General features: G+C 52.2%; 17 protein-coding genes. 8 read left to right on the top strand and 9 right to left on the bottom strand.

Translation table 11 applies throughout. The features are described 5' to 3' along the window. Window positions 1-53 precede the first annotated feature (53 nt). The 7 genes from cmoM (at window position 54) to gloC (ending at window position 10,811) form a co-directional block, all read left to right on the top strand. Window positions 54-839 carry a tRNA uridine 5-oxyacetic acid(34) methyltransferase CmoM gene (gene cmoM / locus FEK42_RS14120; protein WP_135492131.1) on the top strand — a complete coding sequence of 262 codons (786 nt, stop codon included), beginning with the start codon at window positions 54-56 and terminating at the stop codon, window positions 837-839. Next, on the top strand, window positions 836-2,158 hold the full coding sequence (gene mukF / locus FEK42_RS14115; protein ID WP_135492133.1) for a chromosome partition protein MukF: 1,323 nt from the start codon (window positions 836-838) through the stop codon (window positions 2,156-2,158). Before cmoM ends, mukF begins: the two co-directional genes overlap by 4 nt. Continuing rightward, complete coding sequence (gene mukE, locus FEK42_RS14110) at window positions 2,139-2,843, top strand: chromosome partition protein MukE (protein WP_010344468.1); 705 nt, start codon at window positions 2,139-2,141, stop codon at window positions 2,841-2,843. The genes mukF and mukE overlap by 20 nt, the downstream gene beginning before the upstream one ends. Then, window positions 2,843-7,303, top strand: a complete 4,461-nt coding sequence (mukB, locus tag FEK42_RS14105) for a chromosome partition protein MukB (RefSeq protein WP_130258245.1) — start codon at window positions 2,843-2,845, stop codon at window positions 7,301-7,303. Before mukE ends, mukB begins: the two co-directional genes overlap by 1 nt. Before the next feature lie 257 nt (window positions 7,304-7,560). Beyond that, window positions 7,561-9,408 carry a L,D-transpeptidase gene (gene ldtD, locus FEK42_RS14100; RefSeq protein WP_130205345.1) on the top strand — a complete coding sequence of 616 codons (1,848 nt, stop codon included), beginning with the start codon at window positions 7,561-7,563 and terminating at the stop codon, window positions 9,406-9,408. 180 nt (window positions 9,409-9,588) lie between these two features. Continuing rightward, window positions 9,589-10,137 (top strand): YcbK family protein, encoded by a 549-nt coding sequence (locus FEK42_RS14095; protein WP_130205347.1) that lies wholly within the window; start codon window positions 9,589-9,591, stop codon window positions 10,135-10,137. Window positions 10,138-10,163: 26 nt separating this feature from the next. Beyond that, entirely contained in the window at window positions 10,164-10,811 is a 648-nt protein-coding gene (gene gloC / locus FEK42_RS14090) for a hydroxyacylglutathione hydrolase GloC (RefSeq protein ID WP_131162328.1), read from the top strand. Between the two features lie 221 nt (window positions 10,812-11,032). Here gloC and aspC read toward each other — a convergent pair whose 3' ends face one another. From aspC to pncB, 4 genes are all read right to left on the bottom strand, one after another. Then, complete coding sequence (gene aspC, locus FEK42_RS14085; protein ID WP_130205351.1) at window positions 11,033-12,223, bottom strand: aspartate transaminase; 1,191 nt, start codon at window positions 12,221-12,223, stop codon at window positions 11,033-11,035. A gap of 183 nt (window positions 12,224-12,406) precedes the next feature. Then, window positions 12,407-13,477, bottom strand: a complete 1,071-nt coding sequence (ompF, locus tag FEK42_RS14080; protein ID WP_130205353.1) for a porin OmpF — start codon at window positions 13,475-13,477, stop codon at window positions 12,407-12,409. 602 nt (window positions 13,478-14,079) lie between these two features. Next, window positions 14,080-15,480, bottom strand: coding sequence for an asparagine--tRNA ligase (gene asnS, locus FEK42_RS14075; protein WP_130205355.1), 1,401 nt, complete (start codon window positions 15,478-15,480; stop codon window positions 14,080-14,082). Between the two features lie 167 nt (window positions 15,481-15,647). After that, on the bottom strand, window positions 15,648-16,850 hold the full coding sequence (pncB, locus tag FEK42_RS14070; protein WP_130205357.1) for a nicotinate phosphoribosyltransferase: 1,203 nt from the start codon (window positions 16,848-16,850) through the stop codon (window positions 15,648-15,650). A gap of 265 nt (window positions 16,851-17,115) precedes the next feature. Here pncB and pepN point away from each other — a divergent pair, with 265 nt between their 5' ends. Then, window positions 17,116-19,728: an aminopeptidase N gene (pepN, locus tag FEK42_RS14065; protein ID WP_135492135.1), complete on the top strand. Its 2,613-nt coding sequence runs from the start codon at window positions 17,116-17,118 to the stop codon at window positions 19,726-19,728. A gap of 197 nt (window positions 19,729-19,925) precedes the next feature. On the opposite strand, the gene ssuB is transcribed toward pepN, so the two are convergent. From ssuB to ssuE, 5 genes are read right to left on the bottom strand one after another with little or no spacing between them, the layout of a single operon-like run. Continuing rightward, on the bottom strand, window positions 19,926-20,693 hold the full coding sequence (gene ssuB, locus FEK42_RS14060; protein ID WP_135492137.1) for an aliphatic sulfonates ABC transporter ATP-binding protein: 768 nt from the start codon (window positions 20,691-20,693) through the stop codon (window positions 19,926-19,928). Further along, on the bottom strand, window positions 20,690-21,481 hold the full coding sequence (gene ssuC / locus FEK42_RS14055; protein ID WP_135491131.1) for an aliphatic sulfonate ABC transporter permease SsuC: 792 nt from the start codon (window positions 21,479-21,481) through the stop codon (window positions 20,690-20,692). Before ssuC ends, ssuB begins: the two co-directional genes overlap by 4 nt. 11 nt (window positions 21,482-21,492) lie before the next feature. Then, window positions 21,493-22,638 (bottom strand): FMNH2-dependent alkanesulfonate monooxygenase, encoded by a 1,146-nt coding sequence (gene ssuD, locus FEK42_RS14050; protein ID WP_135492138.1) that lies wholly within the window; start codon window positions 22,636-22,638, stop codon window positions 21,493-21,495. Continuing rightward, window positions 22,635-23,594 (bottom strand): aliphatic sulfonate ABC transporter substrate-binding protein SsuA, encoded by a 960-nt coding sequence (ssuA, locus tag FEK42_RS14045; protein WP_135492140.1) that lies wholly within the window; start codon window positions 23,592-23,594, stop codon window positions 22,635-22,637. Before ssuA ends, ssuD begins: the two co-directional genes overlap by 4 nt. Further along, the gene (gene ssuE, locus FEK42_RS14040) at window positions 23,587-24,162 is read right to left on the bottom strand and encodes an NADPH-dependent FMN reductase (protein ID WP_135492142.1); all 576 of its coding nucleotides are present in this window, start codon (window positions 24,160-24,162) and stop codon (window positions 23,587-23,589) included. The genes ssuA and ssuE overlap by 8 nt, the downstream gene beginning before the upstream one ends. Window positions 24,163-24,213: the final 51 nt, after the last annotated feature.

Here is a 24,213-nt window from a genome sequence, read left to right as displayed (position 1 = left end):
GACAAAATAGCGTCTTTATCAGAAAACGTCTTAGCCAACCGGTGGAGAAAGCAATGCAGGATCGCAATTTTGATGATATTGCGGAAAAGTTTTCCCGTAACATTTACGGCACCACCAAAGGGCAGCTTCGACAGGCTATTCTGTGGCAAGATCTCGATCGCGTGCTGGCGGAAATGGGCGCGCAAAAACTGCGTGTGCTGGATGCCGGTGGCGGTGAAGGGCAGACCGCAATCAAAATGGCCGAGCGCGGGCATCAGGTCATTTTATGCGATCTCTCTGCGCAGATGATCGACCGCGCAAAACAGGCGGCAGAAGCAAAAGGTGTGAGCGACAACATGCAATTTATACATTGCGCCGCTCAGGATGTTGCTTCACATTTGGAAACGCCCGTTGATCTGATATTGTTCCATGCGGTACTGGAGTGGGTGGCCGATCCCCGCAGCGTATTGCAGACCCTGTGGTCCGTGTTGCGTCCAGGCGGCGTGTTGTCATTAATGTTCTACAATGCGCACGGCTTGCTGATGCATAACATGGTCGCCGGGAATTTTGATTACGTGCAGGCGGGAATGCCGAAAAAGAAAAAACGGACGCTTTCGCCAGATTATCCACGCGACCCGGCGCAGGTTTATCTGTGGCTGGAAGAAGCTGGTTGGCAAATTATGGGTAAGACAGGCGTTCGCGTGTTTCATGATTATCTGCGCGAGAAGCACCAGCAGCGCGACTGCTATGAAGCATTACTTGAATTAGAAACGCGTTATTGCCGTCAGGAACCGTATATTACCCTGGGGCGTTATATTCATGTCACCGCGCGCAAACCGCAGAGCAAGGATAAAGTATGAGTGAATTTTCCCAGACAGTCCCCGAACTGGTTGCCTGGGCCAGAAAAAATGACTTCTCCATCTCGCTGCCGGTAGACCGACTCTCTTTTCTGCTGGCGGTTGCCACGCTGAACGGCGAGCGTCTGGATGGTGAGATGAGTGAAGGCGAGCTGGTGGATGCGTTCCGCCATGTGAGTGATGCGTTTGAGCAAACCAGCGAAACCATCGGCGTGCGCGCCAACAACGCGATCAACGATATGGTGCGTCAACGTCTGCTGAACCGCTTTACCAGCGAGCAGGCGGAAGGGAATGCTATTTATCGCCTGACGCCGCTCGGCATCGGCATTACTGACTACTACATCCGTCAGCGCGAGTTTTCTACGTTGCGCCTTTCTATGCAGTTGTCGATTGTGGCGGGTGAGTTAAAACGTGCAGCCGATGCCGCCGAAGAGGGCGGTGATGAATTTCACTGGCACCGCAACGTCTATGCGCCGCTGAAATATTCGGTAGCGGAAATTTTCGACAGCATCGACCTGACGCAACGTCTGATGGATGAACAGCAGCAGCAGGTGAAAGACGACATCGCGCAGTTGTTGAACAAAGACTGGCGGGCGGCGATCTCCAGCTGCGAATTGTTGCTTTCGGAAACTTCCGGAACGCTGCGTGAATTGCAGGATACGCTGGAAGCGGCAGGCGACAAACTCCAGGCCAATCTGTTGCGCATTCAGGATGCGACGATGACCCATGACGATCTGCATTTTGTCGATCGCCTGGTGTTCGATCTGCAGAGCAAACTCGACCGTATTATCAGTTGGGGCCAGCAATCCATCGACTTGTGGATTGGCTACGATCGCCACGTACACAAATTTATTCGTACCGCTATCGATATGGATAAAAACCGCGTCTTTGCCCAGCGTTTACGCCAGTCGGTACAAACCTATTTTGATGAGCCGTGGGCGCTGACTTACGCCAATGCCGATCGTCTGCTGGATATGCGTGACGAAGAGATGGCACTGCGCGATGAAGAAGTGACCGGGGAACTTCCGCCAGATTTAGAGTACGAAGAGTTTAACGAGATCCGCGAACAACTCGCAGCGATTATCGAAGAGCAGCTCGCCGTCTATAAAACCAGGCAAGTACCGCTGGATCTTGGTCTGGTGGTACGCGAATATCTGGCGCAGTATCCGCGTGCGCGTCACTTTGACGTCGCGCGTATTGTTATTGATCAGGCGGTACGCCTCGGCGTAGCGCAAGCAGACTTCACCGGACTGCCAGCGAAATGGCAGCCGATTAATGATTACGGAGCCAAGGTACAGGCGCATGTCATCGACAAATATTGAACAAGTGATGCCGGTTAAGCTGGCGCAGGCGCTGGCGAATCCGTTATTTCCGGCGCTGGATAGCGCCTTACGTTCAGGCCGCCATATTGGCCTCGACGAACTGGATAATCATGCTTTCCTGATGGATTTTCAGGAATATCTAGAAGAATTTTACGCGCGTTATAACGTGGAGCTAATCCGCGCGCCGGAAGGTTTCTTCTATTTACGTCCACGTTCCACCACCATCATCCCACGTTCCGTGTTGTCGGAACTGGACATGATGGTCGGGAAAATCCTCTGTTATCTCTATCTCAGCCCGGAACGGCTGGCGAACGAGGGGATCTTTACCCAGCAGGAACTGTATGACGAACTGCTCACCCTGGCCGATGAAGCAAAATTGCTGAAACTGGTGAACAATCGTTCTACCGGTTCAGACGTTGACCGCCAGAAGTTGCAGGAAAAAGTACGCTCTTCGCTCAACCGTCTGCGTCGCTTAGGCATGGTGTGGTTTATGGGCCACGACAGCAGCAAGTTCCGCATTACCGAATCGGTGTTCCGCTTTGGTGCCGATGTGCGTGCGGGCGACGATCCGCGTGAAGCACAACGTCGTCTGATTCGCGATGGTGAAGCAATGTCGCTGGAAAATCACCTGCAACTCAATGACGAAACTGAAGAGAATCAGCCAGATAGCGGAGAGGAAGAATAATGATTGAACGCGGTAAATTTCGCTCACTGACGCTGATTAACTGGAACGGCTTTTTTGCTCGCACCTTTGACCTGGATGAGTTGGTCACGACGCTTTCCGGCGGTAACGGTGCGGGTAAATCCACCACGATGGCGGCGTTTGTTACGGCGCTCATTCCCGACTTGACCCTGCTGCATTTCCGTAACACCACGGAAGCCGGGGCTACCAGCGGTTCGCGCGATAAAGGTCTGCACGGTAAGCTGAAAGCGGGTGTCTGTTATTCGATGCTCGACACCATTAACTCGCGCCACCAGCGCGTGGTGGTTGGTGTGCGTCTGCAACAGGTTGCCGGACGCGATCGTAAAGTGGATATCAAGCCGTTTGCCATTCAGGGACTGCCGATGTCGGTGCAGCCGACACAGCTGGTGACCGAATCCCTGAACGAACGTCAGGCGCGCGTGCTGCCGCTTAACGAGCTCAAAGACAAGCTCGAGGCGATGGAAGGCGTGCAGTTTAAACAGTTCAACTCCATTACCGATTACCACTCGCTGATGTTCGATCTGGGCATCATCGCGCGTCGTCTGCGCTCAGCGTCTGATCGTAGTAAATTCTATCGTCTGATCGAAGCTTCGCTGTACGGCGGGATCTCCAGTGCCATTACCCGTTCTCTGCGCGACTACCTGCTGCCGGAAAACAGCGGTGTGCGTAAAGCGTTCCAGGACATGGAAGCGGCGCTGCGTGAAAACCGTATGACGCTGGAAGCGATTCGCGTCACCCAGTCGGACCGCGACCTGTTTAAACATCTGATCAGCGAAGCCACCAACTACGTGGCGGCGGACTACATGCGTCACGCCAACGAGCGCCGTGTCCATCTCGATAAGGCCCTGGAGTTTCGTCGCGAGCTACATACTTCGCGTCAGCAACTGGCGGCGGAGCAGTACAAACATGTCGATATGGCGCGTGAACTGGCAGAGCACAACGGTGCCGAAGGCGATCTGGAAGCGGATTATCAGGCGGCCAGCGATCATCTGAACCTGGTGCAAACCGCTTTGCGTCAGCAGGAGAAAATCGAACGCTACGAAGCGGACCTCGATGAACTGCAGATCCGTCTCGAAGAGCAAAATGAAGTGGTGGCAGAAGCCATCGAGCGCCAGGAAGATAACGAAGCGCGCGCGGAAGCCGCCGAACTGGAAGTGGACGAGCTGAAAAGTCAGCTTGCTGACTACCAGCAGGCGCTGGACGTCCAGCAAACGCGTGCGATCCAGTACAACCAGGCGATTGCTGCGCTTAATCGCGCCAAAGAACTGTGCCATCTGCCGGACTTAACCGCCGACAGCGCCGCCGAATGGCTGGAAACCTTCCAGGCGAAAGAGCTGGAAGCGACCGAAAAAATGCTCTCTCTTGAGCAGAAAATGAGCATGGCGCAAACTGCGCACAGCCAGTTTGAGCAGGCTTATCAGCTGGTGGTTGCAATCAACGGCCCGCTGGCGCGTAACGAGGCGTGGGATGTCGCCCGCGAACTGCTGCGCGAAGGGGTTGATCAGCGTCACCTGGCAGAGCAGGTTCAGCCACTGCGGATGCGCTTAAGCGAACTGGAACAGCGTCTCCGCGAGCAGCAAGAAGCTGAGCGTCTGCTGGCAGATTTCTGCAAACGTCAGGGCAAGAATTTTGATATCGACGAACTGGAAGCCCTGCATCAGGAACTGGAAGCGCGCATTGCCTCTCTTTCTGACAGCGTTTCCAACGCCCGTGAAGAGCGTATGGCGCTGCGTCAGGAGCAGGAACAGCTGCAGTCTCGCATTCAGAGTTTGATGCAGCGTGCGCCGGTTTGGCTGGCAGCGCAAAACAGCCTCAATCAGTTGAGCGAGCAGTGCGGTGAAGAGTTCACCTGCAGCCAGGATGTCACCGAATATCTGCAACAACTGCTGGAGCGTGAGCGCGAAGCGATTGTTGAACGTGATGAAGTGGGCGCTCGCAAAAACGCTGTCGATGAAGAGATCGAACGTTTAAGCCAGCCAGGCGGCTCCGAAGACCAGCGTCTGAATGCGTTGGCGGAACGCTTTGGCGGCGTGCTGTTGTCAGAAATTTATGACGACGTTAGCCTGGAAGATGCGCCGTACTTCTCGGCGCTGTATGGCCCGTCTCGCCACGCCATTGTGGTGCCGGATCTGTCTCAGGTGGCCGAACAGCTGGAAGGCTTAACCGATTGTCCGGAAGATCTCTACTTGATCGAGGGAGATCCGCAGTCGTTCGATGATAGCGTGTTCAACGTCGATGAGCTGGAAAAAGCGGTGGTGGTGAAAACCGCCGAGCGTCAGTGGCGTTACTCGCGTTTCCCGGAAGTGCCGCTGTTTGGTCGCGCGGCGCGTGAAAGCCGGATCGAAAGCCTGCACGCCGAGCGCGAATTGCTCTCTGAACGCTTTGCTACGCTCTCCTTTGATGTTCAGAAAACCCAGCGACTGCATCAGGCATTCAGCCGCTTTATTGGCAGCCATCTGGCAGTGGCGTTTGAGTCCGATCCAGAAGCCGAAATTCGCCAACTGAACAGCCGTCGTGTCGAACTGGAGCGGGCGTTGAGTAATCATGAAAATGATAACCAGCAGCAGCGAATTCAGTTTGAGCAGGCGAAAGAGGGCGTTGCGGCACTGAACCGTATCCTGCCGCGTCTCAACCTTTTGGCGGATGACTCACTGGCGGATCGTGTCGATGAAATCCGCGAACGTCTTGATGAAGCTCAGGAAGCCGCGCGTTTTGTTCAGCAGTTTGGCAATCAACTGGCGAAACTGGAGCCGATCGTTTCTGTGTTGCAGAGCGACCCGGAACAGTTCGAACAGTTAAAAGAAGATTACGCGTATTCTCAGCAGATGCAGCGCGATGCCCGTCAACAGGCATTTGCCCTGACTGAAGTGGTACAGCGTCGTGCGCACTTTAGCTACTCTGACTCGGCAGAAATGCTTAGTGGGAACAGCGATCTCAACGAAAAACTGCGTGAACGTCTGGAACAGGCGGAAGCGGAACGTACTCGTGCTCGTGAAGCGTTGCGCGGCCACGCTGCGCAGTTGAGTCAGTACAACCAGGTACTGGCTTCGCTGAAAAGTTCTTACGACACCAAAAAAGAGCTGCTTAACGATCTACAACGAGAACTACAGGATATCGGCGTGCGTGCCGATAGCGGGGCAGAAGAGCGGGCGCGTATTCGCCGTGACGAGCTGCACGCGCAACTGAGCAATAACCGTTCACGCCGCAATCAACTGGAAAAAGCGCTGACCTTCTGCGAAGCGGAGATGGACAACCTGACCCGCAAACTGCGCAAGCTGGAACGTGATTACTTTGAGATGCGCGAGCAGGTAGTGACCGCGAAAGCGGGCTGGTGTGCGGTAATGCGCATGGTGAAAGATAATGGCGTTGAACGCCGCTTACACCGTCGTGAGTTGGCTTATCTCTCTGCCGATGATTTACGTTCCATGTCGGATAAGGCGTTAGGTGCGCTGCGTCTGGCGGTGGCGGATAACGAACATCTGCGCGACGTGCTGCGCATGTCGGAAGATCCAAAACGACCTGAACGCAAAATCCAGTTCTTCGTGGCGGTTTATCAGCATCTGCGCGAACGTATTCGCCAGGATATTATTCGTACCGATGATCCGGTGGAAGCTATCGAGCAGATGGAAATCGAACTTAGTCGTCTGACCGAAGAGTTAACTTCTCGCGAACAGAAACTGGCGATCAGCTCCCGCAGTGTGGCGAACATCATTCGCAAAACCATTCAGCGCGAACAGAACCGTATCCGCATGCTCAACCAGGGCTTGCAGAGCGTATCGTTCGGTCAGGTGAACAGTGTGCGTCTGAACGTGAACGTGCGTGAAACCCACGCCATGCTGCTTGACGTGCTTTCAGAACAGCATGAGCAACATCAGGATCTGTTCAAGAGCAACCGTCTAACCTTCTCGGAAGCTCTGGCAAAACTGTATCAGCGACTTAATCCACAAATTGATATGGGTCAGCGCACGCCGCAAACCATTGGTGAAGAACTTCTGGATTACCGTAACTACCTGGAGATGGAAGTTGAGGTTAACCGTGGTTCCGATGGCTGGTTGCGCGCGGAGTCTGGCGCACTGTCGACCGGTGAGGCTATCGGTACGGGTATGTCGATTCTGGTGATGGTGGTACAGAGCTGGGAAGATGAATCTCGCCGCCTGCGCGGTAAAGATATCTCTCCTTGCCGTCTGCTATTCCTCGATGAAGCTGCGCGACTGGATGCCCGTTCCATCGCCACGCTGTTTGAATTGTGTGAGCGTTTGCAAATGCAGCTCATCATCGCGGCACCTGAAAATATCAGCCCGGAGAAAGGCACCACCTATAAACTGGTGCGTAAAGTCTTCCAGAATACCGAACACGTTCACGTAGTCGGCCTGCGAGGATTTGCGCCGCAACTCCCTGAAACGCTTCCAGGAACGGATGAAGCGCCTTCTCAGGCAAGTTAAGTTCAAGGCGGCAGCAATGCCGCCCTTTTTTTTGAAAAACTCCGTTTCTGCACTAAAAAAATGCCGCATTATGGCGCGCTTTTCTTTAAACTTCTTTACATTAGGTTGTGTAAAAACGTACCGACGTTTATATACTGAAGGTAAGCTTGATAAGTAACAGGCTTGCTCGTCATACTTTCATGAGTATTGGCGTTGTAAAGGCAGTTAAGATAAAACAGCCTGGCTATTCAGAGTATGATAAAAACAGGGGGCAAGGGATGTTGCTTAACATGATGTGTGGTCGTCGGCTTTCGGCAATCAGTTTGTGCCTGGCCGTAACATTCGCTCCACTGTTCAGTGTGCAGGCTGATGAGCCTGAGGTTATCCCTGGTGACAGCCCGGTGGCTGTAAGTGAACAGGGAGATGTACTGCCGCAGGCGCAAGCCACGGCAATAATGGCGGGGATCCAACCGCTACCTGAAGGTGCGGCAGAAAAGGCCCGCACGCAAATTGAATCACAATTACCTGCAGGTTATAAGCCGGTTTATCTTAACCAGCTTCAACTCTTGTATGCAGCACGCGATATGCAGCCGATGTGGGAAAATCGTGATGCAGTTAAAGCTTTCCAGCAGCAGTTGGCGGAAGTGGCGATTGCCGGTTTTCAACCGCAGTTTAACAAATGGGTGGAGTTACTGACTAACCCTGGCGTTAACGGTATGGCACGTGATGTGGTGCTATCGGATGCAATGATGGGGTATCTCCATTTCGTCGCAAACATTCCGGTCAAAGGTACCCGCTGGCTGTACAGCAGTAAACCTTATGCGCTCTCAACACCGCCGCTCTCGGTCATTAACCATTGGCAGGTGGCGCTGGATAACGGTCAACTGACCACGTTTGTCACAGGGTTGGCACCACAGCATCCGCAATATTCAGCAATGCATGAATCTTTGCTGAACTTATTGAGTGATTCCAAACCGTGGCCGCAACTGACCGGTAAAGCAACGCTACGTCCTGGTCAATGGAGTAACGACGTCCCGGCGCTGCGCGAGATTTTGCAGCGTACAGGTATGCTCGAAGGTGGGCCGAAAATAGCACTGCCGGGCGATGAAACATCGACAGGCGCGGTAGTTAGTCCGTCTGCCGCTGCAATCGAAACAGCCGAAACTAAGCCGATGGGTAAGCAAACTACAGCTCGCAGTAAACCTGCGCCAGCCGTCCGAGCTGCCTATGATAATGAGCTGGTGGAAGCCGTGAAACGTTTTCAGGCATGGCAAGGCTTAGGAGCAGATGGCTCTATTGGCCCGGCAACGCGAGACTGGTTAAACGTCACGCCTGCACAGCGAGCGGGCGTGCTGGCGCTCAATATCCAGCGATTGCGCTTGCTGCCATCCGAGCTTTCTACTGGCATCATGGTTAACATTCCGGCCTATTCGCTGGTCTATTATCAGAACGGCAATCAAGTGCTGGATTCAAGGGTCATTGTCGGTCGTCCCGATCGCAAAACGCCGATGATGAGCAGTGCCTTAAACAATGTGGTGGTAAACCCGCCGTGGAACGTACCACCGACGCTGGCACGCAAAGATATTCTGCCAAAGGTGCGTAACGATCCCGGTTATCTTGAAAGCCATGGCTATACGGTTATGCGCGGCTGGAACAGCAAAGATGCGCTTGACCCGTGGCAGATTGACTGGTCGACGATAACCGCATCGAATTTGCCGTTCCGCTTCCAGCAAGCTCCTGGCCCGCGAAATTCGCTAGGACGGTATAAATTTAATATGCCGAGTTCAGACGCTATCTATTTGCATGACACGCCGAATCACAATCTTTTCAAACGTGAAACGCGCGCGTTGAGTTCTGGCTGTGTGCGGGTGAATAAGGCGTCGGATCTGGCAAATATGCTGCTGCAGGATGCTGGCTGGAATGACAAGCGTATCTCCGATGCTCTGAAGCGGGGTGATACCCGTTACGTTAATATTCGTCAATCGATACCGGTTAATCTTTACTATCTGACCGCTTTTGTTGGTGCAGATGGTCGGACCCAATATCGTACAGATATTTACAATTATGATCTGCCGGCACGATCCAGCTCGCAAATTGTCTCAAAAGCGGAACAATTAATCAGGTAAATGAAGTAGTTCGGGAAAATCTGTTGTCGTAATAATTAGCATTTTCGGGGGCTATTCTCTGTAGCCCCCGTCGCTGCTGGGGGTGAGTCATCTTGACGTCAGCTTTATGGGCGGTTAAGGTGCCTCTTGTGCGCCAGAAGTGCATATAAACGATAACATTGACCTGTAGACTTGATTATCATGGACAAATTCGACGCTAATCGCCGCAAACTACTGGCGCTTGGTGGTGTTGCACTTGGTGCCGCCATCCTGCCGACGCCTTCATTTGCGACACTCTCTACCCCACGTCCGCGCATTTTGACACTTAACAATCTCCATACCGGAGAGTCAATTAAGGCGGAGTTTTTCGATGGCAGAGGCTATATTCAGGAAGAATTGGCAAAACTAAACCATTTTTTCCGCGATTTCCGCGCGAACAAAATAAGGTCCATCGACCCAGGATTATTCGACCAGTTATATCGCCTGCAAGGGTTGTTAGGCACTCGCAAGCCAGTACAGCTCATTTCTGGCTACCGTTCGATTGACACCAATAATGAATTACGCGCCCACAGCCGTGGAGTAGCAAAGAAAAGCTATCACACTAAAGGGCAGGCGATGGACTTCCATATTGAAGGTATTGCGTTAAGCAATATACGCAAAGCAGCGTTATCTATGCGCGCAGGTGGTGTAGGATATTACCCACGCAGTAACTTTGTGCATATTGATACCGGGCCAGCGCGGCACTGGTAACAATCGCTTAACGAAACAGGGGCAGTATGAATTATCGTATTATTCCGGTCACCGCATTTTCCCAGAACTGTTCATTGATCTGGTGTGAGCAAACTCGCCTGGCCGCACTGGTCGATCCGGGTGGCGATGCGGAAAAAATCAAACAGGAAGTTGACGCCAGCGGCCTGACGCTAATGCAGATCCTGCTGACGCATGGTCATCTGGACCACGTTGGCGCAGCGGCGGAACTGGCACAACACTACGGCGTGCCAGTGCTTGGCCCGGAAAAAGAAGATGAGTTCTGGCTGCAAGGCTTGCCTGCGCAGAGTCGCATGTTTGGCCTGGAAGAGTGTCAGCCATTAACGCCAGATCGCTGGCTGAATGAAGGCGACACTATCAGCATAGGGAATGTGACTTTACAGGTGTTACATTGCCCAGGGCATACGCCAGGCCATGTGGTTTTCTTTGATCATCAGGCAAAACTGTTGATTTCTGGCGACGTCCTTTTCAAAGGCGGAGTAGGGCGCAGTGACTTCCCACGAGGCGATCACAATCAACTGATTTCTTCAATCAAAGATAAATTGCTGCCATTGGGGGATGACGTGACATTTATTCCGGGTCACGGACCATTATCCACTCTTGGTTATGAGCGCCTGCATAACCCCTTCCTGCAAGACGAAATGCCCGTCTGGTAAAAGCGCATAAAAAAGCCCGCTTTTAATGCGGGCCTGGATTTCTGACAAAGTGCGCTTTGTTTATGCCGGATGCGGCGCGAGCACCTTATCCAGCTTACAAAATCGTGCAAATTCAAAATATTGCAGGGGACGCGTAGGCCTGATAAGCGTAGCGCATCAGGCAATGTTGCGTTTGTCATCAGTCTCAGCCCGCTTTCAGCGGGCTTCATTGGTTTTAACGCTTACAGCACAGCCACAATCGCTTCGCACAGCGGCGCCATATTATCTGGCGTCATTCCGGCCACGTTTACGCGACCAGAAGCAACAGCATACACGCCAAACTCTTCACGCAGACGCAGTACCTGTTCTTTTGTCAGGCCACTGAAAGAGAACATACCATTCTGTTTGATGATAAAGCTAAAGTCGCGGTTTGCGCCTTTCTCCTGCAGTGTATTAACAAATAACTGACGCATACGCTGAATGCGCTGGCGCATATCGGTCAGCTCTTGTTCCCAGATCGCACGCAAAGCCTCGTTGCTCAGGATCGTAGCAACAACCGAAGCCCCGTGAGCCGGTGGGTTAGAATAGTTTGCGCGAATTACTGCTTTCATCTGGCTGAATGCACGATCGACAGTTTCACTGTCTGCGGCAACCAGAGTACAAGCGCCAACACGCTCGTTGTACAGGCCAAAGTTCTTAGAGTAGGAACTGGCGACGATCAGCTCTTTATGCAGAGCCGCGAAAGCGCGCAGACCTTCAGCATCCTCTTCCAGACCACGGGCGAAACCCTGGTAAGCGAAGTCAAATAGCGGCAGCCAGCCTTTCTCAACAGAAAGCTGCGCCAGTGTTTGCCATTGCTCCAGTGTAGGATCGATGCCGGTAGGGTTATGGCAGCAGCCGTGGAACAGGACAACGTCACCAGCCTGAGCTTCGTTCAGACTGTTAACTAAAGCGTCGAAGTCCAGAGTGTGATTTTCCGCATCGTAATAAGCGTATTCACGAACTTCCAGACCCGCAGAGTTAAATACGCTCTTATGGTTTGGCCAGCTTGGGTTGCTCACCCACACACGCTTAACGCTGGTATTTTTTGCCAGGAAATCGGCAGCTACACGTAATGCACCGGTACCACCTGGGGTCTGGGCTGTACGTGCGCGTTTGTCATTGATTAAGGCGCTACCTTTACCAAACAGCAGTTCCTGAGTACAACGACCAAATTCAGGAATACCGTCAATGCCGAGGTAGTTTTTGGTGGTTTCATTTTCGAGCAGATACTGTTCAGCCTTTTTAACGCTGGTCAATACCGGGGTTTTGCCCGTCTCATCTTTATAGACACCAATCCCGAGGTTAATTTTGCCGGGACGTTCATCGGCACGAAACAGATCGGCCAGGCCCAGAATCGGGTCGGCAGGAGCGGCGGTAATGTTCTCAAACATGACGAGGTTCCATTATGGTTACAGAAGGGAAGTCCGCTATCAGGGTAACGGGAGATTTACAAAATTCCAACTATTACTGATGAAAACGCAGGCTGTTTTTTCAAGACGTGAGATTGCTCTGGAAGGCATAAAAAAACAGGACCAAAGTCCTGTTTTTTCGGCATTTAACAAAGAGGTCTGCTATTAGAACTGGTAAACGATACCTACAGCAACGGTATCATCAGAACCTACGCCCAGTTTGTTGTCAGAATCGATCTGGTTGATGATGTAGTCAACATAGGTGGACATGTTTTTGTTGAAGTAGTAGGTTGCGCCCACTTCAACGTAGTTCACCAGATCAACATCACCGATGCCTTCTACGTCTTTCGCTTTAGATTTGGTGTAAGCGATGGACGGACGCAGACCAAAGTCAAACTGGTATTGCGCAACTAACAGAACGTCTTGCGTTTTGTTGGCAAAGCCACCAGTGATCGGGGTGGCGTTACGGGTTTCACCGTAGTTTGCAGCCAGGTAGATGTTATTTGCATCATACTTCAGACCAGTTGCCCACTGTTCAGCTTTTTTACCCTGGCCGAGAGGCTGAGCTTCTTGCAGGTCGGTGCGGTCAGCTGCACCATAAGCACCAACGATACCAAAGCCTTCGAATTCGTAGCTGATGGAACCGCCAACACCGTCGCCGTTAGAACGTCGTGCAGTATCACGCTCGTTTTTACCCAGGTACTGAACAGCGAAGTTCAGGCCATCAACCAGACCAAAGAAGTTGGAGTTACGGTAGGTAGCAACGCCGCCTACACGACCAACGAAGAAGTCATCGCTGTATGCGGTATCGCCACCGAACTCTGGCAGCATATCGGTGTAGCCCAGTGCGTCATAAACAACACCGTAATTACGACCGTAATCGAAAGAACCTACGTCAGCGTATTTCAGACCAGCGAATGCCAGACGGGTTTTGTTGCCAGTTTGAGCGTCAGCACCTTCAGAGTTGTTACCCTGGAAGTTGTATTCCCACTGACCGTAACCGGTCAGATCGGAATTGATTTGAGTTTCCCCTTTAAAACCAAGGCGGGCATAGGTCATGTCACCATTGCCACCGTAACTGTTTTCACCGTTATCCTTGGAAAAATAATGCAGACCGACAGCTTTACCGTACAGATCTACTTTGTTGCCATCTTTGTTATAGATTTCTGCAGCGTTTGCAGTACCTGCTACTAACAGAGCAGGGACAATCACTGCCAGAATATTGCGCTTCATCATTATTTATTACCCTCATGGTTTTTTTTATAACACCTGCCACTGCCGCCAATAAGTTCTGTCAATGAATCTTTACGGAACTATTGATGAGAGTTTGGTGTTTTATGTATCTGCAGGCATCTTTCCATTCAAACTAACGTTTCGCTACCGTGAAAGTGCTACAAAGATAAAGATATGGTTACAAAAAGCAAAAATGTGTAACCAATGGTAAAATTTAAGGAACTTTGTGAACGCCGTCATATTTCCATTGGACTTTAATGATATTTGCAGTGAATTTGAACTATTTATATGATTTCCTTATGTTTAAATTAACTAAACGAAAATTTTCTTTCTGATCATTTTTCCCCGCAGTCTCACTGAATCACGCTTTCAGGCGTCCAGAAAGCCAAAAATAAGTATAAAAATTGTGCTATCAGCTAAGAAATTGCTAATCCGTAATAAGACTGTGGGTTAATTTTTTGTTCGCAAATATTTCAGAGAAATATTCCGTAACAGGAAGAGGGGCCTTGAGGGGTTGCAAATAGATTGATTGACTTAACAAACAGATAACTTGACAGAAGGGGATAAAAAAGAGCCAGCGTGCGCTGGCTCTTTCAGGAAGTGAATTAGAAGCTGGCGTTACGCGGAGTACGTGGGAAAGGAATCACGTCACGCACGTTCTGTACGCCGGTCACGTAGGCAATCAGGCGTTCAAAGCCAAGACCGAAACCGGAATGTGGAACAGTACCGTAGCGACGCAGATCGCGATACCACCAGTAATCTTCTTTGTTCAGGCCCATCTCCAGCATGCGCTCGTCCAGCACGTCCAGACGCTCTTCACGCTGCGAACCACCAATGATCTCACCGATACCCGGCGCCAGAACGTCCATTGCGGCAACGGTTTTACCGTCTTCGTTAAGGCGCATATAGAACGCTTTAATGTCTTTCGGATAGTTTTTAACCACTACCGGTGCTTTAAAGTGTTCTTCCGCCAGATAACGCTCGTGCTCAGAAGAGAGATCGACGCCCCAGTAAACCGGGTTTTCAAATTTCTTACCGCAGTTTTCAAGGATGGTGACTGCTTCGGTGTAATCAACCTGGGCGAAGTCTGCTTCAATGAAACGTTCCAGGCGGCTTACAGCATCTTTGTCCACGCGTTCAGCGAAGAATTTCATGTCGTCAGCACGTTCTTCGAGAACTGCTTTGAAGACATATTTCAGCATGGCTTCAGCCAGACCGGCGATATCGTTCAGATTAGCAAACGCGACTTCTGGCTCCAGCATCCAGAATTCCGCCAGGTGACGACTGGTGTTGGAGTTTTCAGCACGGAATGTCGGGCCGAAGGTATAAATTTTCGATAGCGCACAGGCATAGGTTTCGCCGTTCAACTGACCAGATACGGTCAGGAAAGACTCTTTACCAAAGAAGTCTTTATCGAAATCGACTTTGCCCTGATCGTTACGTGGTAGGTTTTCCAGATCCAGCGTTGAAACGCGGAACATTTCGCCAGCGCCTTCGGTATCGGACGCGGTAATCAGCGGCGTAGAAACCCAGAAGAAGCCCTGCTCGTTAAAGAAGCGATGCAGTGCCTGTGCCAGCGTGTGGCGAACGCGTGCTACTGCGCCAATCAGGTTGGTACGCGGACGCAGGTGAGCGACTTCACGCAGATATTCGATGCTGTGGCGTTTTGCGGCCATCGGGTAAGTGTCTGGATCTTCAACCCAACCGGCAACTTCAACGTTGCTGGCCTGAATTTCAAATTGTTGCCCCTGGCCCGGCGATGCCACGACTTTACCCGTCACAATGACCGAGCAACCGGTGGTCAGACGCAGTACGTCTTCATTGTAATTGGGCAGAGAATTATTGATGACAGCCTGTACAGGATCAAAGCAGGAACCGTCATAAACGGCGAGGAAGGAGATGCCAGCTTTTGAATCTCGGCGGGTACGTACCCATCCGCGCACGGTGACTTCGCTGTCAACGGCTATGCGGCCCTGGAGTACGTCGGCTACAGGCACAACGCTCATAATATTCTCTCTGTTAATAGTCGGAAAAAATAAACACTTGTCCACCCGTCAATGGGGGGATACCTATGTTACCTGGCATCTGCAATCAGACAAGCAGAATTCGCAGATGGGGCAAAAGATTTCGGAATAAAAGGCAAAAAAGGAGCCGTTATGGCTCCCTGGTGATATTAACTGGCTTTTTTAATGTGCGGAAGGTCGAATGCTTTACGCAGCGCGCGGACAAACGCTTTGTCATGGCAGATAGTTTTGCCAGGGCTGTCAGAAAGTTTCGCCACTGGTTTACCGTTACACTCCACCAGTTTAATCACGATATTCAAGGGTTTTACCTGAGGAATATCACAAGTCAGGCGTGTACCAATGCCAAAACTTAATTGCACGCGAGAAGAGAAGTGGCGATAAAGCTCAACCGCTTTAGGTAAATCCAGATTGTCGGAGAAAACCAGTATTTTGCTTTGTGGATCAATCCCCAGTTTCTCATAATGTGCAATCGCTTTTTCGCCCCATTCTACCGGGTCGCCAGAGTCATGACGCAAGCCCTGATAGCGGCTGGCAAACTCCACACCGAAATCACGTAAGAATGCATCCATCGTAATACAGTCGGTTAACGCAATCCCCAGTTGATCGGGATACTCTTCCAGCCAGGCAGCAAGTGCAGCTCGCTGGCTGTTGGCAAGGTCCGGGCTGATTTGCTGATGTGCCTGGAACCATTCGTGTGCCTGGGTTCCCATCGGCGTAAGGGAAAGGCGACGCGCCAGATCGTAATTACTGGTGCCAACGAACCACTTTTCCTGTTGCAGACGTTTAACGATGGTTTCTTGTACTTCGCGAGAAAAACGGCGGCGAGTGCCGAAATCCATCAGATGGAAGCGCGACATATCAAGGTCGGCGGTTAACGCCGAGAAGTTGACTAATTTGCTTTCCAGAGTGTCGAGGGCTTGCGCAACGTCGGCCTGCGGTGAGCGATAGCGATGTACCAGTTCACTAATGACCGCCAGCAAAGGAACTTCCCATAGGATGACTTCACGCCACGGACCGCTTAAACGAATATCCAGCTTACCGTTATCGTTGCTAACAGTGACCTGTTCCGGATTAAAGCGGAATTCACGCAGCCAGTCGAGATAGTCGGCTTTAAAGAAAGGCAGGGCAGAGAGCCACTGATATTCATCATCCCGCAGGCACAAGTTTTCCATCGCCTGAACCTGTTCACGAATAGCATCGGCATAAATACCCAGCAGATCGTCACCACGGCAACGAAATTCCGCCGCGACATGCACATCATAGTAGTGATGAAACACGGCTTGCTGCATATGCAACTTATAAGCATCTGTATCCAGCAACGAGTGCAGAACAGGAGAAGCGAATTGTGTCATAGGTGCGCAGTAGCGTCCTCTTACGGGAGCGTTTAGTACAATAAACATCTTAGGAAACTGCTGGAGTATACCTTGTTTCGCAATTTATTGAACCCCGATCACACCATATGCCACCTTTATGGTCGATAGCGTTGCGCTGTGTATGTTATACAAATGTAGCAATAAAAGCGTTTGTACCTGAAAAGATGAAGATTCTGCGTAGCGAGATTTACGCAACAGGAATAGACTGAACACCAGACTCTATAAAAGATGCTAAAGGTTATTTATGACTCAACAGCCACAAGCCAAATACCGTCACGATTATCGTGCGCCGGATTACCAGATTACTGATATTGACTTGACCTTTGACCTGGACGCGCAAAAGACGGTAGTTACCGCAGTCAGCCAGGCTGTCCGTCATGGTGCATCAGATGCACCGCTTCGTCTTGATGGCGAAGATCTTAAACTGGTTTCTATTCATATTAATGATGAGCCGTGGAACGCCTGGAAAGAAGAAGAGGGCGCACTGGTCATCAGTAATTTGCCGGAGTGTTTTACGCTCAAGATTGTTAATGAAATTAGTCCGGCAGCGAATACCGCGTTGGAAGGGCTTTATCAGTCAGGCGATGCGCTTTGCACTCAGTGTGAAGCCGAAGGTTTCCGCCATATTACGTATTATCTCGACCGCCCGGACGTGCTGGCGCGTTTTACCACCAAAATTATTGCCGATAAAACCAAATATCCCTTCCTGCTTTCCAACGGTAACCGCGTTGCGCAAGGCGAGCTGGAAAACGGACGTCATTGGGTACAGTGGCAGGACCCGTTCCCGAAACCGTGCTACCTGTTTGCGCTGGTGGCTGGCGACTTTGATGTACTGCGCGACACCTTTACCACGCGTTCTGGTCGCGAAGTAGCACTGGAGCTGTACGTCGATCGCGGCAACCTTGATCGCGCGCCGTGGGCGATGACCTCGCTGAAAAACTCCATGAAATGGGATGAAGAACGCTTTGGCCTGGAGTATGACCTCGACATCTATATGATCGTTGCGGTGGATTTCTTCAATATGGGCGCGATGGAGAATAAAGGTCTGAATATCTTTAACTCCAAGTATGTACTGGCGCGCACCGACACTGCCACCGACAAAGATTACCTCGATATTGAACGCGTTATCGGCCATGAATATTTCCATAACTGGACCGGTAACCGAGTGACCTGCCGCGACTGGTTCCAGCTTAGTCTGAAAGAAGGTTTAACGGTGTTCCGCGATCAGGAGTTCAGTTCTGATCTTGGTTCCCGCGCAGTTAACCGCATCAATAATGTGCGCACCATGCGCGGATTGCAGTTTGCGGAAGATGCCAGCCCGATGGCGCACCCGATCCGCCCGGATATGGTCATTGAGATGAACAACTTCTACACCCTGACCGTTTACGAGAAGGGTGCGGAAGTGATTCGTATGATCCACACTCTGCTGGGCGAAGAAAACTTCCAGAAAGGGATGCAGCTCTATTTCGAGCGTCATGATGGCAGTGCAGCGACCTGCGACGATTTCGTTCAGGCGATGGAAGACGCGTCGAATGTCGATCTCTCCCATTTCCGCCGTTGGTACAGCCAGTCCGGCACGCCAGTTGTGACCGTCAAAGACGACTACAATCCGGAAACTGAGCAGTACACCCTGACCATCAGCCAGCGCACGCCAGCCACACCGGATCAGGCAGAAAAACAGCCGCTGCATATTCCGTTTGCCATCGAACTGTATGATAACGAAGGCAAAGTGATCCCGTTGCAGAAAGGCGGTCATCCGGTCAATTCCGTGCTGAACGTCACCCAGGCGGAACAGACCTTTGTCTTTGATAATGTCTACTTCCAGCCGGTGCCTGCGCTGCTGTGCGAATTCTCTGCGCCAGTGAAACTGGAATATAAGTGGAGCGATCAGCAACTGACCTTCCTGATGCGTCATGCGCGTAATGACTTCTCCCGCTGGGACGCGGCGCAAAGTTTGCTGGCAACCTACATCAAGCTGAACGTCGCCCGTCATCAGCAAGGTCAACCATTGTCTTTACCAGCACACGTTGCCGATGCTTTCCGCGCGGTACTGCTGGATGAGAAGATTGACCCGGCACTGGCGGCAGAAATTCTGACACTGCCTTCCGTCAATGAAATGGCGGAACTGTTCGATATCATTGATCCGATTGCTATTGCCGAAGTGCGCGAAGCACTCACCCGTACTCTGGCGACTGAACTGGCGGATGAGCTGCTGGCAATCTATAACGCGAATTACCAGAGTGAGTATCGCGTTGAGCATGAAGATATTGCGAAACGGACGCTGCGTAACGCCTGCCTGCGCTTCCTCGCTTTCGGTGAAACGCATCTGGCTGATGTGCTGGTGAGCAAGCAGTTCCACGAAGCGAACAATATGACCGATGCGCTGGCGGCGCTCTCTGCGGCGGTTGCTGCGCAGTTGCCATGCCGTGACAAGTTGATGCAGGAATACGACGATAAGTGGCATCAGGACGGTCTGGTAATGGATAAATGGTTTATCCTGCAAGCCACCAGCCCGGCGGCGAATGTGCTGGAGACGGTGCGAGGCCTGTTGCAGCATCGCTCATTTACCATGAGTAACCCGAACCGTATTCGTTCGTTGATTGGCGCGTTTGCGGGCAGCAACCCGGCAGCGTTCCATGCCGAAGATGGCAGCGGTTACCAGTTCCTGGTGGAAATGCTTACCGACCTCAACAGCCGTAACCCGCAGGTGGCTTCACGTCTGATTGAGCCGCTGATTCGCCTGAAACGTTACGATGCCAAACGTCAGGAGAAAATGCGTGCGGCGCTGGAGCAGTTGAAAGGGCTGGAAAATCTCTCTGGCGATCTGTACGAGAAGATAACTAAAGCTCTGGCTTGATACAAACATGCCTGATGCGACGCTGACGCGTCTTATCAGGCCTACAAACCCGTTGAAACTGCTGGTTTTGTAGGACAGATAAGGCGTTAACGCCGCATCCGGCAACCGTGTCCAACTGCCTGATGCGACGCTTGACGCGCCTTATCAGGCCTACAAGCCCGTTGAAGCTGCTGGTTTTGTGCGCCGCATCCGGCATATTAACCATGACGCCGAATCGGTTGTTCAGAATGCCCACGATGCATCACCCGCTGCAACACTTCCGCTTCCAGCTCCGCTAATCGTACTGATCCTAACCGGCGCGGACGGGGGATATCCACCGTCAAATCCAGACCAATTTTTCCTTCTTCAATTAACAGCACCCGGTCAGCCATCGCTACCGCTTCGCTCACATCATGCGTCACCAGCAAAACAGTAAAGCCATGATCCTGCCAGAGTGACACAATCAAATCCTGCATCTCCAGTCGCGTTAAAGCGTCCAGAGCACCGAGTGGTTCATCAAGCAACAATAAACCCGGTCGATGGATCAACGCTCGCGCCAGCGCCACACGCTGTTTCTGCCCGCCAGAAAGTGCGGCAGGCCATTCCCCCGCGCGATTCTCCAGCCCTACCGCAGCCAACGCCTGACGCGCGGCATCGCGCCACTGGCCTTTAAGGCCTAACCCAACGTTATCAATCACCGATTTCCATGGCAGCAGACGCGCATCCTGAAACATCATTCGCGTATCATCCTGAATCTCAGCCAGCGGTGTTGTGCCTGCCAGCACATCGCCTGCGGTTGGCGTTTCCAGCCCGGCCAGCAGTCGCAGCAGGGTACTTTTGCCACCACCGCTGCGGCCCACTACCGCCACAAACTGGCCTGCCGGAATATGCAAATCCAGTTGGTTCAGGACGATATTTTCCGCGTAATGTTTGCTTACCGCATTGAGCAGTAGCGGCGTACCCTGGTTCAGGCGAGCAGTATTCATACAGTGGCCTCCTTCAGATGATAAGCCGGGTTCCAGCGCAACCAGAGACGCTCTAAAAGTAGCGCACTGACATCAGCAAGTTTGCCGAGCAGGGCGTAGAGAATAATGGCAACCACCACCACGTCCGTTTGCAGAAACTCCCGCGCATTCATCGCCAGATAACCAATGCCAGAATTAGCAGAAATGGTTTCAGCAACAATCAGCGTCAGCCACATCAGACCTAACGCGAAGCGCACGCCGACCATAATTGAGGGTAGGGCACCAGGCAGGATCACATGGATAAACAGCGGTAATCCGGATAAGCCATAGCTTCGCGCCATTTCCACCAGCCCGCGATCGATATTACGGATGCCGTGCCAGGTATTGATATAAATGGGGAAAAGCGTGCCGAGCGCCACCAGAAAGATTTTCGCGGATTCATCAATGCCAAACCACAAAATCACCAGCGGGATCAGTGCCAGATGCGGCACGTTGCGCAACATCTGAATTGAGGTATCCAGCAGCCGTTCTCCCCAGCGAGATAGCCCGCTAATCAGTCCCAGAATCAACCCCAGCGATCCGCCAATTGAAAAGCCAATCAACGCCCGCCAGGAGCTGATCGCCAGATGCTGCCACAATTCGCCGCTGGCGGAGAGCGTCCAGAACGCCATCACCACTCCTTCCGGAGAGGGCAAAATACGCGTCGACAACCAGCCAACTGAGGAGGCCAGTTGCCACACCGCCACGATGCCCACCGGTAAAAACCAGGGGGCAACGCGCAATAACCACTTCTTCACTGGCGTTGCCATCATCGTGTTCCTTAGCTTTGCGCGACTTTACGGGGGATAAAATCATTCGCCACCGCTTCGCCTTGCGGATTCAGCGGTTGTGGCTGGGGAATTTCCGGGATGGCGACATCCAGAAGCGGGAACAGCAACTCGCCAACCCGATACGCTTCTTCCAGATGTGGATAGCCCGAAAGCACAAAACTGTCGATGCCAAGCGCGGCGTATTCGTTGATTCGCGCGGCGACCGTAGGACCATCGCCCACCAGCGCCGTCCCGGCACCGCCGCGGACTAAGCCAACGCCCGCCCATAAATTGGGGCTGATCTCCAGATTGTCGCGCTTGCCGTTATGTAGCGCCGCCATTCGCTGTTGTCCTACGGAATCCGTTCGGGCGAATGCGGCCTGTGCTTTGGCGATAGTCTCATCATCAAGATGAGAGATTAACCGCTCGGCGGCCTGCCACGCTTCGTCGTTGGTTTCGCGGACAATCACATGCAGGCGAATACCGAAACGAATTTTTCGTCCATGCGCGGCAGCTTTCGCCCGCACTTGTTCGATTTTCTCTTTAACCAGTTCTGGTGGTTCGCCCCAGGTGAGGTAGAGATCAACTTGTTCTGCCGCCAGCTCCTGGGCGACGTCTGACGATCCGCCAAAGTAAAGCGGAGGATATGGCTGTTGAATCGGCGGGAAGAGCAGTTTGGCTCCCCGCACATGAATATGTTTACCGTTGAAATCGACGGTTTCGCCCAGCAATAAACGTCGCCAGACCTGGGTAAATTCCGCCGAGGCTTCGTAACGCTCGCTATGATCAAGGAACACGCCGTCGCCAGCCAGCTCTTGTGGATCGCTGCCTGTGACCAGGTTAAACAACGCGCGTCCGTTAGAGAGACGATCAAGCGTGGCGGCCTGGCGGGCGGCAACGGTAGGTGAGGTTACGCTGGGGCGCAGGGCGACAAGAAACTTCAGCCGCTGCGTCACCGGGATCATCGACGCCGCCACCAGCCACGCATCTTCACACGATCGCCCCGTTGGAATTAGCACACCGGTATAGCCCAGACGATCCGCCGCTTGCGCAATTTGTTGCAGATAACCGTGATCAACCGGGCGTGAACCTTCTTCCGTTCCCAGGTAATGTCCGTCACCGTGGGTCGGTAAAAACCAGAACATATTCAGACTCATAATTGTTTTCCTTCCAGTTGCGTGGGCTGCCAGATGCGCTGGCGAATATCGACTTTTTTCGGCACCAGACGGTTTTCATAAAACAGATCTGCTGTTTGCTGCTGTAAGGCGGCAACCTCGGCGTTAACCGGTTTGATGGTGGTAGGAGGGCGATGATCTAAGTAAGAGGCAATCACCGGTGCCGGTAAGCCCATCGTTTTTGCCAGTAAAGCGATGCTTTGCTCGCGCTGGCTGCGGGTTAATGCATCGGCCTCACTAAAGGTTGTGAGTACACCCTGAATAAAAGCGCCGTTTTTTTCTGCATAGGGACGAACTGCCAGATAAAACGATCCGGTTTGATTGAGACTGGTGCCATCTTTCAACACCCGCACGCCGCCCTGTAATAACGCGGCGGAGTAGTAGGGATCCCAGATAGCCCAGGCATCGACGTTACCTTGCTGGAACGCGGCGCGGGCATCGGCGGGCGTCAGGTAAGTGGGCTGGATATCGGTGAATTTAAGCCCGGCCTGTTGCAGGGCGCGCAGTAAAAGGTTGTGCGAACTGGAACCTTTCTGAAAGGCAACTTTGTGATCTTTAAGATCGGCTACGGTTTTGATCGGGCTGTTTTCTGCCACCAGAATCACTTCGGCTTTTGGCTTCGGCGGCTCGACGCCCACGTACACCAAATCAGCCCCGGCGGCCTGAGCAAAGATTGGTGGAATATCCCCGGTACAGCCGAGATCAATACTGCCAACGTTTAACGCTTCCAACATTTGCGGACCCGCGGGGAACTCCACCCAGGAGATTTTGGTTTGCGGATAGCGTTTTTCCAGCATTTGGTAATTTTTCGCCAGTACCGAACTGATATTGCTTTTCTGATAGCCAATCCTTAACGCCTCTGGCGAAGACTCTGCGGCAACAGCGAGTGTAGAGACGCTAAGTAATCCCGCCAGCGCCAGTTTAATGATGTTACGCATGGGCATTACCTCGCAGAGAATGAAGGTCAGGAACATGAACATCGCGGCGGTGAAGTGCCTGCCAGAAAGTTTCCAGGGCGGTATCAAGACGGGTTTGCAGATTTGGCGTGAATAGCGGCTTGTGCTGATAATCAATCACCTGCGAGTCATCGGCAAACACGCCGTGCAGGATCTCCTGGGCTTTCAGTGCACTTAAAACTGGTTTAAGGGCATAATCAACCGCCAGCAGATGAGCCACCGTGCCGCCCGTCGCCAGTGGCAGTACCACTTTGCCTTGCAAAGCGCGTTCTGGCAGCAGGTCGAGCAGGGTTTTCAGCGCACCGGAATAGGCGGCTTTATACACAGGCGTGGCGACGATCAGCCCATCGGCCTGTTGCAGCTGTTCGGTGAAGGTCTTGAGTGCCGGACTATCGAAACGGGCATAGAGCAGATCTTCCGGGGCGAAGTTTTGCAGATTCCAGTGATAAACCTCAACATCCAGGCCATTCAGTTGTTCCCGCGCATATTCCAGTAAGGAACTGGAGCGAGAAGGAAAGCGAGGGCTACCCGCCAGGGTAATGACACGCATACTCTCTCCTTATAACCAATTGTTCTTGTTTTGTTAACATTGATAACAATT

Source organism: Escherichia sp. E2748 (assembly GCF_005781125.1).
Classification (GTDB): domain Bacteria; phylum Pseudomonadota; class Gammaproteobacteria; order Enterobacterales; family Enterobacteriaceae; genus Escherichia.
The sequence above is the reverse complement of the archived record's forward strand: the minus strand, read 5'-3'. Positions and strand labels throughout refer to the sequence as shown.

Bases quoted from the DNA above. Each gene is read 5' to 3' on its own strand.
- mukE (WP_010344468.1), top strand. From the start codon at position 2,139: ATGTCATCGACAAATATTGAACAAGTGATGCCGGTTAAGCTGGCGCAG.
- gloC (WP_131162328.1), top strand. From the start codon at position 10,164: ATGAATTATCGTATTATTCCGGTCACCGCATTTTCCCAGAACTGTTCA.
- asnS (WP_130205355.1), bottom strand. From the start codon at position 15,480: ATGAGCGTTGTGCCTGTAGCCGACGTACTCCAGGGCCGCATAGCCGTT.
- cmoM (WP_135492131.1), top strand. From the start codon at position 54: ATGCAGGATCGCAATTTTGATGATATTGCGGAAAAGTTTTCCCGTAAC.
- mukF (WP_135492133.1), top strand. From the start codon at position 836: ATGAGTGAATTTTCCCAGACAGTCCCCGAACTGGTTGCCTGGGCCAGA.
- pepN (WP_135492135.1), top strand. From the start codon at position 17,116: ATGACTCAACAGCCACAAGCCAAATACCGTCACGATTATCGTGCGCCG.
- ssuE (WP_135492142.1), bottom strand. From the start codon at position 24,162: ATGCGTGTCATTACCCTGGCGGGTAGCCCTCGCTTTCCTTCTCGCTCC.
- ssuC (WP_135491131.1), bottom strand. From the start codon at position 21,481: ATGGCAACGCCAGTGAAGAAGTGGTTATTGCGCGTTGCCCCCTGGTTT.
- mukB (WP_130258245.1), top strand. From the start codon at position 2,843: ATGATTGAACGCGGTAAATTTCGCTCACTGACGCTGATTAACTGGAAC.
- ssuD (WP_135492138.1), bottom strand. From the start codon at position 22,638: ATGAGTCTGAATATGTTCTGGTTTTTACCGACCCACGGTGACGGACAT.
- ssuA (WP_135492140.1), bottom strand. From the start codon at position 23,594: ATGCGTAACATCATTAAACTGGCGCTGGCGGGATTACTTAGCGTCTCT.
- ldtD (WP_130205345.1), top strand. From the start codon at position 7,561: ATGTTGCTTAACATGATGTGTGGTCGTCGGCTTTCGGCAATCAGTTTG.
- pncB (WP_130205357.1), bottom strand. From the start codon at position 16,850: ATGACACAATTCGCTTCTCCTGTTCTGCACTCGTTGCTGGATACAGAT.
- FEK42_RS14095 (WP_130205347.1), top strand. From the start codon at position 9,589: ATGGACAAATTCGACGCTAATCGCCGCAAACTACTGGCGCTTGGTGGT.
- aspC (WP_130205351.1), bottom strand. From the start codon at position 12,223: ATGTTTGAGAACATTACCGCCGCTCCTGCCGACCCGATTCTGGGCCTG.
- ssuB (WP_135492137.1), bottom strand. From the start codon at position 20,693: ATGAATACTGCTCGCCTGAACCAGGGTACGCCGCTACTGCTCAATGCG.
- ompF (WP_130205353.1), bottom strand. From the start codon at position 13,477: ATGATGAAGCGCAATATTCTGGCAGTGATTGTCCCTGCTCTGTTAGTA.